The 13,530-nt window shown below is 73.6% G+C and carries 10 protein-coding genes and 1 pseudogene; 5 read left to right on the top strand and 6 right to left on the bottom strand.

Annotated features, from left to right (window positions below; genetic code table 11):
* Window positions 1-16 precede the first annotated feature (16 nt).
* The 6 genes from AVL61_RS00535 to AVL61_RS00510 form a co-directional block, all read right to left on the bottom strand.
* Entirely contained in the window at window positions 17-1,675 is a 1,659-nt protein-coding gene (locus tag AVL61_RS00535) for a DUF7059 domain-containing protein (protein ID WP_058872420.1), read from the bottom strand.
* Window positions 1,672-2,736, bottom strand: coding sequence for an oxygen-dependent tRNA uridine(34) hydroxylase TrhO (trhO, locus tag AVL61_RS00530; protein WP_231738226.1), 1,065 nt, complete (start codon window positions 2,734-2,736; stop codon window positions 1,672-1,674). The genes AVL61_RS00535 and trhO overlap by 4 nt, the downstream gene beginning before the upstream one ends.
* A gap of 65 nt (window positions 2,737-2,801) precedes the next feature.
* Window positions 2,802-3,254, bottom strand: a complete 453-nt coding sequence (locus AVL61_RS00525) for a pyridoxamine 5'-phosphate oxidase family protein (protein ID WP_231738225.1) — start codon at window positions 3,252-3,254, stop codon at window positions 2,802-2,804.
* Between the two features lie 76 nt (window positions 3,255-3,330).
* Complete coding sequence (locus AVL61_RS00520) at window positions 3,331-4,602, bottom strand: galactokinase (RefSeq protein ID WP_058872418.1); 1,272 nt, start codon at window positions 4,600-4,602, stop codon at window positions 3,331-3,333.
* Window positions 4,599-5,735 (bottom strand): galactose-1-phosphate uridylyltransferase, encoded by a 1,137-nt coding sequence (gene galT, locus AVL61_RS00515; protein ID WP_058872417.1) that lies wholly within the window; start codon window positions 5,733-5,735, stop codon window positions 4,599-4,601. Before galT ends, AVL61_RS00520 begins: the two co-directional genes overlap by 4 nt.
* On the bottom strand, window positions 5,732-6,517 hold the full coding sequence (locus AVL61_RS00510) for a DeoR/GlpR family DNA-binding transcription regulator (RefSeq protein WP_082696869.1): 786 nt from the start codon (window positions 6,515-6,517) through the stop codon (window positions 5,732-5,734). The genes galT and AVL61_RS00510 overlap by 4 nt, the downstream gene beginning before the upstream one ends.
* A 194-nt stretch (window positions 6,518-6,711) precedes the next feature.
* On the opposite strand from AVL61_RS00510, the gene AVL61_RS00505 reads away from it, so the two are divergent.
* The 5 genes and pseudogenes from AVL61_RS00505 (at window position 6,712) to AVL61_RS00485 (ending at window position 13,461) form a co-directional block, all read left to right on the top strand.
* Entirely contained in the window at window positions 6,712-8,955 is a 2,244-nt protein-coding gene (locus AVL61_RS00505) for an alpha-galactosidase (protein ID WP_231738224.1), read from the top strand.
* Between the two features lie 8 nt (window positions 8,956-8,963).
* Window positions 8,964-9,896, top strand: coding sequence for a carbohydrate ABC transporter permease (locus tag AVL61_RS00500; protein WP_058872415.1), 933 nt, complete (start codon window positions 8,964-8,966; stop codon window positions 9,894-9,896).
* 15 nt (window positions 9,897-9,911) lie between these two features.
* Window positions 9,912-10,907 (top strand): carbohydrate ABC transporter permease, encoded by a 996-nt coding sequence (locus AVL61_RS00495; protein WP_082696867.1) that lies wholly within the window; start codon window positions 9,912-9,914, stop codon window positions 10,905-10,907.
* 9 nt (window positions 10,908-10,916) lie between these two features.
* A complete protein-coding gene (locus tag AVL61_RS00490) occupies window positions 10,917-12,329 on the top strand; it encodes an ABC transporter substrate-binding protein (protein WP_058872414.1) in 1,413 nt (470 codons plus the stop codon).
* Between the two features lie 117 nt (window positions 12,330-12,446).
* Window positions 12,447-13,461 (top strand): annotated as a pseudogene (locus AVL61_RS00485) (ABC transporter ATP-binding protein).
* Window positions 13,462-13,530 lie beyond the last annotated feature (69 nt).

Raw genomic sequence — 13,530 nt, 5'->3', positions numbered from 1 at the left:
GGCCCGGCACGGCCGCTCACGCCGGGGACGGCACCGGTTCCTGCGGCACGAGGAAGCCGTCGAGCACGAGGTGGCGGACCTCCTCGGTCAGCCGCTGCCGCTCCTCGCCGGCCCAGTCCAGCAGGGCGGCGAGCGCCCCGAGGATCTGCCGGGCGCTCAGCTCGCCGTCGCACGCCCCGGCGAAGCCGGCGGCCTCGCTCGAGAGCACCACGGTCCGGCGCAGCCCGGTCCCCTGCCGGAGCAGGATCACGCCGGGGTGCTCCGCGCCGGGACGCTGGTGGCGCTCCTCGGTGACGTCCTCGGGGGCCACGAGCCGGGCGTCGAGCCAGTCCTGCGGGTGCGTCGCGAGCCAGTCGGCCCGCTCCCACGCGGCGGCGAGCGCCGGGGCCAGCGGCTGCTGGACCGGGTGGGGGACGTGCTCGAAGCGGCGGAGCACGTCCCCGGGGCGGGACGGGGCCGGGCGGCGGAGGCGGATCATCCCGAAGCCCACGGCCTCGACGCCGCGGGCGGCGAAGTCGTCGAGGTAGGCGCGGTAGGCGCGCTCGTAGTGCTCGAGGTCGCGGGACTCCGCCGCGTCCCGCAGCCACGTCTCGGCGTACTCCTCCGGGGTGGCCAGCTCCCGCTGGACGAACCACGCGTCCACGCCTCCGGGAACCCACTGCTCGGGCCGCAGCGCCCAGCGCTCGGCGGCCGGGCGCGCGTCCCCCGGCCGCGGGGCGAGCACCTCCCAGTTGCCGAGCAGGTGGGCCGTGGCCCCGGGGGCCATGACCGCGGGGAGCTCGCGCACGAGGTCGGCCACGATCCGGTCCCCCGGCAGGCCGCCGTCCCGGTAGGTGTAGCGGTCCTGCGGGGCCTCCCCGGCGGGCCGCGGGGTGATCACGAACGGCGGGTTGGACACCACGAGGTCGAACTGCTCGCCGCGCACGGGCTCGAGCAGGGAGCCCGCGCGCAGGCTCACCCGGTCCTCCAGCCGGCCGGGGTCGATGCCGAGGGCCGCCGCGTTGAGCAGCAGGTTGAACCGGGTGAAGCCCAGCGCCCGGTCCGAGACGTCGGTCGCGGTGACGTGCCCCGCGTGCGCCAGGAGGTGGAACGCCTGGATGCCGCAGCCGGTCCCCAGGTCCAGCGCCCGGTCCACCCGGCGGCGGTCGGTGGTCTGGGCCAGCGTCAGGGACGCCTGCCCGATGCCCAGCACGTGGTCCCGGCGCAGCGCACCGGGGCGCTGGGACTCGCCCAGGTCGCTCGCGACGTACAGCTCCGTCCCGTCGTCGGAGGCGTGGGGGCGCAGGTCCACGGTGGAGCGCAGCCCGCCCGCCGTCTCCTCCGCGAGGCCCAGGCCCACGAGCTGTTCGGGACGCACCGGGGCGGGCTCGAGCGTCTCCGCGGGGACGGTGCGCCCCAGCAGGAAGAGGGTGGTGATCCCGGCGAGCGCCCGGTCCGGGTGCCCCGGCGTGCGGAGGGCCGGCTCGAGCACCCGCAGGGCGGGCACCGCCTGGTCCCGCGCGAGCGCGTCCATGGCCGCCTCCCCCAGCAGCTCCGCCACGCGGTCGTGGGTGAAGCCCGTGCGGCGGAGGGCGTCGTGCAGGGCGGCCGGTGCCCGCGGGTCGTCGGAGACGGGGGTGCCCGGGACCCGGGAGAAGGCCGGCGCCGCGGAGGGACCGGGTGCGGCGGGGCTCATGCGGCGCTCGTCGGCACGGGCACGGGTGCCGGGGCGGCCCCCGAGGCGACCGGGGCGCCGTCGTCGGGTGAGAGCGCCGGGACCGGCAGGGAGGCGGCCGGCGCGCCGCCGCCGGGCACGGGTGCCGGGGCGGCCCCCGAGGCGACCGGGGCGCCGTCGTCGGGTGCGGGGCGCGGGGCGGTCCCGCACCCCGCGGGGCACGTGAGCTGCGGGTGCTCCTCGTGGCAGGCCGGGCACGCGAGGACGAGGGCGCGGCAGGACGCGTCCGCGCAGTTGACGAAGCGGTTCGCGGGGCCGGCGCACCGGTCGCAGCGCCCGATCGTGACCGCGGCCGGGGTGAACGGCACGTGCATCCGCCGGTCGAAGACGTAGAGGGAGCCCTCCCACAGCCCCCGGTCCCCGCGCTCGCGCCCGTACGCGGCGATGCCGCCGTCGAGCTGGTAGACCTCCTCGAAGCCGCGGTCGCGCATCAGCGCGGAGAGCACCTCGCAGCGGATCCCGCCGGTGCAGTAGGTGACCACGGGCCGGGTCCTCAGGTGGTCGTACTTCCCGGAGTCCAGCTCGGCCACGAAGTCGCGGGTGTGCGCCACGTCCGGGACCACGGCCCCGCGGAAGCGCCCGATCCGCGCCTCGTGGGCGTTGCGGCCGTCGAAGAACACGACGTCCTCGCCCCGGCGGGCCACGAGCTCGTCCACCTCGGCGGGGGCCAGGCGGGTGCCGCCGCCCACGACGCCGTGCTCGTCGACCCGGAGCTCGCCCGGCGCGCCGAAGGACACGAGCTCGTCGCGGACCTTGACCGACAGCCGCGGGAAGTCCTCGGCCGAGCCGTCCGACCACGTGAACACCGTGTCCCGGAAGCCGGGATAGGAGCGGGTGGCCCGGGTGTACTGCTTGAGCGCCCCGACCTCACCGCCCACGGTGGCGTTGAGCCCGTGCGGGGACACGATGATCCGGCCGCGCAGGCCCAGGCCCGCGCACAGGGCGCGCTGCCAGAGCATCACGGCCGTGGGGTCGGGGAGCGGGACGAAGACGTAGTGCAGGACGATCCGGTGCTGTGCCACGGGTCCAGGCTACAAGCGCGGCGGGACCCCCGGCGCCGGGCCGGACCCCGGTCCGCGGTGCGGGGTCAGTGGCCCAGGTGGAACACGCGGCCGGTGACCTTCGTGGGGACCACCTCGACGTACTCGAGCTTGGTGGTCTCCAGCCACGGCCGCAGCGGCAGCTCGTCGACCCGGGCGGTCTCCTCCGGATCGGTCAGCTGGCGGGCCGTGCCGCGCACGATCACGGACCACGCCTCCCCGCCCTGCGCCTGGTCGACCTGCACGGCCACGTGCTCGTTGAGCACCAGGTGCAGCAGCTTGGTGCCCTTGGCCGTGCGGAAGTAGATCTTCCCGTCGTCGGCCACGAGGTTGATCGGGGTGATCTCGATCTCGTCGCCGTCCATGGTGGCGATCCGGCCGAAGCGGGCGCTGTAGAGGTGCTCCCAGCACTGCTCCGGGGACAGCTCCGTGACCGGGGGCCGGTGCGCGCGGGCCTCCTTGTCGGGGTTGCGCCCGGAGATGTTCATGGGGTTGCTCATGCGGTCATTCTGGCACGCGGGCCCCACGGCGGTGACCCGTGTCCTGAACGTGACCGGCGGCCCCGGGCGGGGCCCGTCACCGCACCCGGCCGGCCCCCTCCCCCGGAACGACGGCGAAGACGTCCGGCGCCCGGCGGCCCGCCTCCGCGAAGGCCTCCGCGACCGCGCTCCGCACCCGGTCCGCCCGCTCCTCGGGCACGAGGGCGATCGCGGACCCGCCGAAGCCGCCGCCGGTCATCCGGGCGCCCAGGGCCCCCGCGGCGAGGGCGGTGTCCACGGCCAGGTCCAGTTCCGGGCAGGACACCTCGTAGTCGTCCCGCAGCGAGGCGTGGGAGGCGACCAGCAGCTCCCCGATGCCCCGGACGTCACCGGCCCGCAGCCGCTCGACGGTCTCCAGCACCCGGCGGTTCTCGCCGAGCACGTGCCGGACCCGGCGGGCGGTCTGCTCGTCGAGCGCGGTCAGCTCGGCCTGCTCCGGGACGTCGCGCAGGGAGGCCGCGCCGAGGGCGGCGGCCCCGCGCTCGCAGGCGGCGCGGCGGGCGGCGTAGCCGCCGTCGGCGTGGGAGTGGGCGACCCCCGTGTCCAGCACCAGCACCGTCAGCCCGTGCTCGGCCACCGGCAGCGGCACGAGCTCGGCTGCCTGGGTGCGGCAGTCCAGGAACAGCGCGGCTCCCGCCCGGCCCCGCAGCGAGGCCGACTGGTCCATGATCCCGGTCGGGGCGCCGACGAACTCGTTCTCCGCCCGCTGCGTCAGCCGCGCCATCGCGGGGCGGTCCAGGCCCAGCCCCAGCAGGTCGTCCAGCGCCACGACGGTGGCGACCTCCACCGCGTGGGAGGAGGACAGGCCCGCGCCCACGGGGACGGTCGAGTCGAGCAGCAGCTCGAAGCCGGGGACCCGGACCCCGTCGAGGCCGGCGAGCACGTGCACGACCCCGGCCGGATAGGCCCCCCACCCGGGGACCGTCCCCGGGCGCAGCTCCGGGATCCGGAACCGCGCCCGGGACAGCCCGGAGCCGTCCGGGGCCCAGGTGGAGGCCAGGTCGACGACGTCGTGCCCGGCCGGCTCCCGTTCCTCGCCGTGCCCCGGTCCGGGCTCCTGCCCGTGCTCCGGCGCCGGCCCGGGATCGCGGCGCAGCCGGACGGCGACCATGGCGGAGCGGTCGATGGCGAACGGGAGCACGAAGCCGTCGTTGTAGTCGGTGTGCTCCCCGATGAGGTTCACCCGGCCCGGGGCCCGCCACACCCCGTCGGGGGCGTGGCCGTACACCTCGGCGAAGCGCCGGGCGAGCTGCTCGGCCCGGACGGCGTCGTCGTGCGCGGGCGGCGGAGCGGTCTGTCGGCGGGTCATCGTGCGGCCTCCCTCAGGCGTGCGGCGGTCTGCTCGGCGGTGACGTCGTTGATGAACGCCCCCATGGCGGCCTCGGAGCCGGCGAGGAACTTCAGCTTGTCCTCGGCCCGGCGCGGGCTGGTGAGCTGCAGGTGCAGCCGGCCGGCCTCCCGGTCCGCCGCGTCCACGGGGGTCTGGTGCCAGGCGGCGATGTAGGGGGTCGGGGTCGTGTAGAGCCGGTCGACGCGCTGGACCAGGTCCTGGTACACCACTGCCAGCTCGTCCCGCTCGGGCCCGGTGAGCGCGGCGAGGTCCGGCACCTGCCGGTGCGGGACGAGGTGGACCTCCAGTGGCCAGCGCGCGGCATAGGGCACGAACGCGGAGAAGTGCTCGCCCTCGATCACCATCCGGTCCCCCGAAGCGGTCTCGTCGGCCAGGACCTCCCCCATCAGCGCCCGTCCCGTGGCGGCCAGGTGGGCCCTCGAGCGGGCGGCCAGCCGGGCGGCGTGCGGAGCCGGATAGGGATAGGCGTAGATCTGCCCGTGCGGATGGTGCAGGGTCACGCCGATCTGCTCGCCGCGGTTCTCGAAGGGGAAGACGTGCCGGACGCCGGCCATGGCCGAGAGCGCCTCGGTGCGCTGGGCCCAGGCCTCCACCACGGTGCGCGCCCGCTCGAAGGGCAGGGACGCGAAGGAGCCCTGGTGCTCGGGGGTGAACACCACCACCTCGCAGCGCCCCACGGCCGGGGACGGGGCGCCCCACAGGGACCGCTCCCCCACCTGTTCCGGGTCCGGCAGTTCGGCCAGCTCCGGCCCCAGCGAGGGGAAGCGGTTCTCGAAGACGACGACGTCAAAGTTCTCCGCGGGGATCTCCGACTCCCGCCCGCCCGTGCTCGGGCACAGCGGGCACTGGTCGGCCGGGGGCAGATAGGTGCGCGCCTGGCGGTGGGCGGCCACGGCCACCCACTCCCCCGTCAGCCGGTCGAAGCGCACATCGCCGCCACCGGACCGGGCGTCGAGGGGCCTGCGGTCCACGACGTGCTCCACGGGCGGGGTGCCGCGGTCGGAGAAGAACACGGCCTCCCGCCCGTCGGCGAGGTGGTGAGTGCGGTGCGCGAGGGTCCCGGCGCGTCCGGTGGGCAGGGGAAGTGTCATCGGACGGGCTCCAGTCGCAGGTCGGGGACGTGCTGGTTCAGGGTCTCGCGGTCCGCGGCGTCGAGGCCGTCGTCGGTCACGACGGTGTCGACCTCCTCGAGGCCGGCGATGCGGTGCAGACCGGACAGGCCCCACTTGGTGGAGTCGGCCAGTACGACGCTGCGGTCGCAGCGCTCCAGGAAGAGGCGGTTGATCTCGGCCTCCATCATGTTCGGGGTGGTCAGCCCGTCGCGCACCGACAGCCCGTGCACGCCCAGGAAGCACAGGTCCACGTGCAGGGTGCGCAGGGCCGCGGTGGCCAGCGGGCCCACCAGGGCGTCCGAGGGGGTGCGGACGCCGCCGAGGAGGACCACGGTCTGGCCCGTGGCCGGCGCGTCCTGGAGGACGTCGGCGATGCGCGGGGAGTTCGTCACCACCGTGATCCCGGAGACGCGGCGCAGGGCGCGGGCCAGGGCGAAGGTGGTGGTCCCGGAGTTCAGCGAGACCGACATCCCGGGCTCCACCATGGCCTCGGCCGCGGCGGCGATCGCGGCCTTCTCCGGCAGCTGCAGCTCGGACTTGTGCGTGAAGCCCGGCTCGGCCGCGGAGGACCCCGCGGGCAGCTTCGCCCCGCCGTGCACCTTCTGCAGCTCCCCGTCCCGGGCCAGCCGGTCCAGGTCCCGGCGCACCGTCATGTCCGACACGCCCAGCTCGGCGACCAGGTCGGCGACCCGTACGGCGCCGGCCGCGCGGACGCGGTCGAGGATCTCCCGCCGCCGGCGGTCGGGAAGCATCTCGGTCATGGGTCCTCCTGGTTCGGCACAGGCCTGTCGAGGCCCCGGAATGGTGACTTGTCCCACAATACAAACATTTCGGTGTGTTTTTCAACAGGGTTGATGTTTGATTCTGTCGCTTCTACTATGACATGGAACACACCGATCGATCGCCTCGATCGAGTGCCCGCCCCCACCACCCCGATCAGCGACCAGGAGCCGACGTGACTGCTGTGACCCTCGAGCCGACCACCACCCTCGATCCGACCGGACCGTGCCGTGTCCACCTCCTGAGCGGGGGCGTATCGGTGCTGGTCGACCTCTCCGAGACCCTGCTGCCCTCGGTGGTGCACTGGGGCGCGGCGCTGCCCGGTCTCGACGCGGCCGAGGCCACCCTGCTCGTCGAGGCCGCCGTGCCCCACGGCACGGCCAACGGGCAGGACCTCCCGATGCGCCCCGACGTGCTGGGCAGCCGGCACACCGGCTGGAGCGGCCGGCCGGGACTCGTCGGGGACCGGGACGGCACCGGGTGGACCCCGCTCCTGCGGGTGACGGAGGCCTTCCTGGAGCCGGTGGACCCGCAGGAGGTCGCCACGGACGGGGCCCTGGTGAGCGTCGGCACGGGCCGCCTGCACGTGGTGGCGGAGGACACCGGCGCGGGTCTGCGCGTGGTGATCGAGCTGGAACTGACGTCCTCGGGGCTGCTGCGGGCCCGCGCCACCCTGACGAACACCGCCGCCGGGTCCTACCGCGTCCATGAGCTCGGCCTGGTGCTCCCGCTGCCCGTCCACGCCCGGGAGGTCCTCGACTTCGCCGGGCACTGGGGCAAGGAGCGCGTTCCCCAGCGCCGGGAGCTCACCGTCGGCACGCACCTGCGGGAGGGGCGCAAGGGACGCACCGGCGCCGACGCCGCCTACGCGCTGACCGCCGGGGAGCCCGGCTTCAGCTTCGCCGAGGGCGAGGTCTGGGGCCTGCACCTGGGCTTCTCCGGCAACCACCGCACGTGGGCGGAGCGGCTCTACGACGGTCACCAGGTCCTCGGCGCCTCCGAGCTGCTGCTGCCCGGAGAGGTGGTCCTGGCCCGGGGCGAGAGCTACACCACCCCCTGGCTGTACGGCGTGCACGGGCTGGGGCTGGACGAGCAGGCCGCACGCTTCCACGACTGGCTCCGGACCCGCCCCCAGCACCCGTCCCGGCCCCGGCCCGTGACGCTGAACGTGTGGGAGGCCGTCTACTTCGACCACCGCCTCGAGAAGCTGACCGCCCTGGCCGACCGCGCGGCCGCCGCCGGCGTGGAGCGGTACGTGCTCGACGACGGGTGGTTCGGCGCCCGCCGCGACGACAGCGCCGGGCTGGGCGACTGGGTGGTCTCCCCCGACGTGTGGCCGCAGGGCCTGTCCCCGCTGATCGACCACGTCACCGGCCTGGGCATGGAGTTCGGGCTGTGGTTCGAACCGGAGATGGTCAACCCCGACTCCGACGTGGCCCGCGCCCACCCCGAGTGGATCATGGGCCCGGGCGGTCGCCTGCCGACCGAGTCCCGCCGGCAGCAGGTGCTCGACCTGGGCATCCCGGAGGCGTATGCGCACGTGCGCGACCAGATGGTGGCTCTCCTGGCGGAGCACCCGATCGCCTACATCAAGTGGGACCACAACCGCGACCTGCTCGAGGCCGGCACCCAGCCCGACGGACGCCCCGGGGTGCACGCCCAGACCCTGGCGACCTATCGGCTGATGGCCGAGCTGAAGGAGAGGTTCCCGGACCTGGAGATCGAGTCCTGCTCCTCCGGCGGCGCCCGCGTGGACCTCGGGGTCCTCGAGCACACCGACCGGGTGTGGACCTCCGACGACATCGATCCCTTCGAGCGCCAGCAGATGCACCGGTGGACCCAGCAGCTGATCCCGGCGGAGCTCATGGGCGCCCACATCGCCTCCGGCGCCTCGCACACCACCGGTCGCATGCACACCCTGCACTTCCGCGCCGGCACCGCCGTGTGGGGCCACCTGGGCATCGAGTGGGACCTCACCCAGGCCACCGAGCAGGAGACGTCCGAGCTGGCCGAGTGGGTCGCCTTCCACAAGGACCACCGCGGCCTGCTCCACTCGGGCAGGCTGGTGCGCCTGGACGCGTTCGACCCGGCCCTGCAGATCCACGGCGTCGTCGCCCCCGACCGCTCGGAAGCGCTGTTCGCCGTCGTCGCGGCCGCCCTGCCCGACGTCGAGCCGGTGGGCCGGTTCCGCCTGCGCGGCCTGGATCCGGACCGCCGCTACCGGGTCCGGGACGTCACCCCCGGAGCCGAGCCGCACGGGTTCCGCCGCCCGCCGTGGTGGCCCGGAGAGCAGGGCGCGGTCCTGTCCGGACGCGCGCTGCAGACGGTGGGCGTCCACGCGCCGTGGCTGGCCCCGGACACCCTGCGGATCCTCCGTCTCGAGGCCCTGTCCCCCGCCCCGCTCTCCACCCAGGATTGAGGCCACCCATGTCCACGACGACCCTCTCCCGCCGGCGCGGTGCGGCCGGCGCCCCCGGACGCTCACGACGGCGCGGCCGGCAGGACACCCGGATCGCCCTGGTGTTCATCGCCCCCGCGGCCCTGGGCTTCCTCGTCTTCCTCGCCTGGCCCACCGTGCGCGGGATCTGGCTGAGCTTTACCAGCTTCAACCTGCTGACCCCGTCTGAGTTCGTCGGCCTGGCCAACTACCGTCGCCTCGTGCAGGACCCCATCTTCTGGGACTCGCTGCTGGTCACGGTGGAGTACGTCCTGCTGAACATCGGGATCCAGACCGCGTTCGCCCTGCTCATCGCGCTGATGATGCACCACCTGACGCAGTCCACCTTCCTGCGCGGGGTGGTGCTCGCCCCGTACCTGGTCTCCAACGTGGTCGCCGCGATCGTGTGGCTGTGGATCCTCGACACCCAGTTCGGTGTGGCCAACCAGGTCATCTCGTGGGTGGGGCTGGACCGGATCGGCTTCCTCTCCGACGAGACCTGGGCGATCCCCACGATCGCGCTGATCAACGTGTGGCGGCACATGGGCTACACGGCCCTGCTGATCTTCGCGGGTCTGCAGACCCTGCCCCAGTCCGTCTACGAGGCGGCGCGGATCGACGGGGCGGGCGAGGTCCGGACCTTCTTCACCATCACCCTGCCCCTGCTGCGTCCGATCCTGGCGCTGGTGCTCATCATGACGGTGATCGGGTCCTTCCAGGTGTTCGACACCGTGGCCGTGACCACGGCCGGAGGACCCGCCAACGCCACCAACGTGCTCCAGCTCTACATCTACGACATGGCGTTCGGCCGCTTCCAGTTCGGCTACGCCTCGGCGATGTCCGTGGCCCTGCTCGTGGTCCTGGCCGTCATCACCTTCCTCCAGTTCCGTCTGACCCGCGCCGGGTCCACGGACCTGGCCTGACCCCGAGGAGTTCCGATGAACCCGACCCCTGCTCCCGCGCAGCCCGGAAGCGCTGCGCCCAGCCCCGCCGGCGCGGCAGCCCCGGTGGCCGCGGACCCCACGGACACCGGCCCCGCCCGCCCGGGCGCACCGCGCCGGCGGATCGCCCCCGGCAAGGTGCTCGCCTGGGCCTTCCTGATCGCCGTCGTCCTGGTGACACTGTTCCCGTTCTACTGGATGCTGCGCACCGCGCTGTCCACGAACCCGGGGCTCCAGGCCGACCCCTCCTCCTGGTTGCCGCCGGAGTTCACCTTCGGCGCCTTCGAACGCGTGCTGGGCCTGCAGTCCACCGAGGAGGCCCTCGCCGAGGGCGGCTCCGGCACGTCGCTGAACTTCTGGCGCTACCTGCTGAACTCCGTGGTGGTGGCCACGCTCATCACCGCAGGCCAGCTGCTGTTCTCGGCCATGGCCGCCTACGCCTTCTCCCGGCTGAAGTGGCCCGGGCGGGACAAGGTGTTCGGCCTGTTCCTGGCCGGGCTCATGGTGCCCGCCATCTTCACCCTGCTGCCCAACTTCGTGCTCATCAAGGAGCTGGGACTGGTGGACAACATGCTCGGCATCGCGCTGCCCACGATGTTCATGACCCCGTTCGCGGTGTTCTTCCTGCGGCAGTTCTTCATGAACGTCCCCGCCGAGATCGAGGAGGCCGCCCTGCTGGACGGCGTCTCCAAGGTCGGCGTGTTCTTCCGGGTGGTCCTGCCGATGTCGGCGGCGCCGATGGCGACCCTGGGCATCCTCACGTACATGACGGCCTGGAACGACTACTTCTGGCCGCTGATGGTCTCCTACACGGACGCCTCCCGCGTACTGACGGTGGCCCTGGGCGTCTTCCGGGCGCAGTCCCCGCAGACCGGCACCGACTGGGCGGGCCTGATGGCCGCCACCCTCATCGCCGCGCTGCCGATGATCCTGCTCTTCGCGGTCTTCGCCAAGCGCGTGGTCAACTCCATCGGCTTCAGCGGCATCAAGTAGGAGCTCACCATGACACGCAACCCCGCACTCTCCCACCACCCCCGGCGCACGCCACGTGCCCGCACGCGCCTGGCCCTGGCCGCGTCCGCCGTCCCGCTGCTCGCCCTCACCGGGTGCGGGGCGGGCGCCGACGCCGAGGCCACGGCCACCGGCGTCATCGACTACTGGATGTGGGACACCAACCAGCTGCCCGCCTACCAGAAGTGCGCCGAGATGTTCGAGGCCGAGCACCCCGACCAGGACGTGCGCATCACCCAGACCGGGTGGGGCGACTACTGGACCAAGCTCACCGCCGGGTTCATCGCCGACACCGGCCCGGACGTGTTCACCAACCACGTGTCCAAGTACCCGCAGTTCGCCGAGCTCGAGGTCCTGGCCCCGCTGGAGGAGCACCCGGCCACCGCGGCACTGGACCCCGAGGACTACCAGGACGGCCTCGTGGACCTGTGGACCGGACCGGACGGCCACCAGTACGGCGTGCCCAAGGACTGGGACACCGTCGCGGCCTTCTACAACGAGGAGCTGCTCGCCGAGGCGGGCCTGACCCCCGCGGACCTCGAGGGCTGGAGCTGGAACCCCGAGGACGGCGGCAGCTTCGAGGACCTCGTGGCACACCTGACTGTGGACGAGAACGGCGTCCGCGGCGACGAACCGGGCTTCGACAAGGACCACGTCGCCGTCTACGGCCTGGGCATCTCCGAGGCCGGCGGGAGCACCGCCGGCCAGGGACAGTGGTCGGCCTTCGCCGCCTCCAACGGCTGGCAGGTCACCGACGAGCCGCTGTGGGGCGACCACTACAACCTGGACGACCCCGCCCTGCACGAGACCCTCGACTGGTACTTCGGACTGACCGACAAGGGATACATGCCCCCGTACGGGCAGTTCAACGCCGCCGAGGGCGTCAACGCCCAGCTGGCCTCGGGATCGGCGGCCATGGTGCTGGACGGGGCCTGGATGATCAGCACCTACGCCGGCATCGACGACTTCCCCGTGGGGACCGCCCGCACCCCGGTGGGCCCCGACGGCACCGCCACGACCATGCTGAACGGGCTGGCCGACTCGATCGTCAAGGACACCGACAACCCCGAGGGGGCGGCCCAGTGGGCGGCGTTCATGGGCTCGGCCCAGTGCCAGCAGGAGGTTGCCCGCGCCGGCGTGGTCTTCCCCTCCCGCCAGGACGCCACGCCCCTCGCCGCGGAGGCCTACCGGCAGATGGGCATCGACCCCGAGCCGTTCATCGCCCCGGTCGAAGAAGGCAACACCGTCTACTTCCCCGTCACCAAGTTCGGCGCGGACGTGTCGGCCCTGATGACCCCGGCCCTGGAGGACATCTACGCCAACCGGGTACCGGCCTCGACGCTCACCGAGATCAATGACGCCGTCAACGTCCTCTTCGAGACCGACGAAACCAACGACTCCTGACCCGCTCGGGCGCCGGGACCAGGCGTCCCGGCGCCCTGCCTCCTCCGGCACCACCCGGTGCCGCCCCACCCTCGCCGGCAGCAGTCCCTGCGGGCACTCCGAAAGGAACCACCCACCATGTCCTCTGTGCGCTACGCCAACGTCACCTGTCAGTACCCCGGGGCCGAACGCCCCTCGGTCACCGACCTGAACCTGGACATCGCCGACGGGGAGTTCCTCGTCCTGGTCGGCCCCTCCGGGTGCGGGAAGTCCACCACCCTGCGGATGCTCGCCGGCCTCGAAGAGGTCACNNTTCGCCCTGAAGATCGCCAAGATCTCCCCCGAGGAGCGCCGCCGCCGGGTCGAGGAGGCGGCGAAGATCCTGGACCTGACCGACTACCTCGACCGCAAGCCCAAGGCGCTGTCCGGCGGGCAGCGCCAGCGCGTGGCCATGGGCCGTGCCATCGTGCGGTCCCCGCAGGTGTTCCTGATGGACGAGCCGCTGTCGAACCTGGACGCGAAGCTGCGCGTGCAGACCCGCACCCAGATCGCCTCGCTGACCCGCCGGCTCGGGGTCACCACCGTGTACGTCACCCACGACCAGGTCGAGGCGATGACCATGGGCGACCGGGTCGCCGTCCTCAAGGACGGGCTGCTGATGCAGGTCGACACCCCGCGGGCGCTGTACGACCGGCCGGCCACGGAGTTCGTGGCCGGGTTCATCGGCTCCCCGGCGATGAACCTCTTCCGCGTGCCCGTCACCGAGGCCGGGGTCCAGCTGGGCACGGTGCGGATCCCGTTGAGCCCCGCCCAGCGATCCGCCCTGAGAGGGTCCCAGGTCACGGTCGGGATCCGGCCCGAGGACCTCGCCCCGGCCGCGGAGGGCACGGGACTGCCGATCGTGGCCGACGTCGTCGAGGAGCTCGGTGCGGACGCCTTCGTCTACGGCCACCTCGCCCCGGTCACCGCCGCCAACACGATCGTGCCCGTGGATCCCACCACGGGGACGGCCGACGACCCCACCACCCACGAGTTCATCGTCCGGGCCGAGGGCCGCACCCCGCCGCGGGCCGGGACCACCATCTGGGTCGCCCCGGACCTGGAGCATGTGCACCTGTTCGACACCACCACCGGCAACCGCCTTCCCGACTGATCCGCAGGGCCCCGCAGCCCTGCCCCACCCCGCACAGCACGTCGTCCGACCCGACTCGGAGCACCCAGA

Origin of the sequence: Kocuria rosea subsp. polaris (assembly GCF_001483755.1) — a bacterium.
Taxonomy (GTDB): domain Bacteria; phylum Actinomycetota; class Actinomycetes; order Actinomycetales; family Micrococcaceae; genus Kocuria; species Kocuria cellulosilytica.
The sequence above is the reverse complement of the archived record's forward strand: the minus strand, read 5'-3'. Positions and strand labels throughout refer to the sequence as shown.

What these genes read in the sequence shown, in the direction of transcription:
- AVL61_RS00535 (WP_058872420.1), bottom strand. Translation starts at nt 1,675, where the DNA reads ATGAGCCCCGCCGCACCCGGTCCCTCCGCGGCGCCGGCCTTCTCCCGG.
- AVL61_RS00525 (WP_231738225.1), bottom strand. Translation starts at nt 3,254, where the DNA reads ATGAGCAACCCCATGAACATCTCCGGGCGCAACCCCGACAAGGAGGCC.
- AVL61_RS00520 (WP_058872418.1), bottom strand. Translation starts at nt 4,602, where the DNA reads ATGACCCGCCGACAGACCGCTCCGCCGCCCGCGCACGACGACGCCGTC.
- galT (WP_058872417.1), bottom strand. Translation starts at nt 5,735, where the DNA reads ATGACACTTCCCCTGCCCACCGGACGCGCCGGGACCCTCGCGCACCGC.
- AVL61_RS00510 (WP_082696869.1), bottom strand. Translation starts at nt 6,517, where the DNA reads ATGACCGAGATGCTTCCCGACCGCCGGCGGCGGGAGATCCTCGACCGC.
- AVL61_RS00500 (WP_058872415.1), top strand. Translation starts at nt 8,964, where the DNA reads ATGTCCACGACGACCCTCTCCCGCCGGCGCGGTGCGGCCGGCGCCCCC.
- AVL61_RS00495 (WP_082696867.1), top strand. Translation starts at nt 9,912, where the DNA reads ATGAACCCGACCCCTGCTCCCGCGCAGCCCGGAAGCGCTGCGCCCAGC.
- AVL61_RS00490 (WP_058872414.1), top strand. Translation starts at nt 10,917, where the DNA reads ATGACACGCAACCCCGCACTCTCCCACCACCCCCGGCGCACGCCACGT.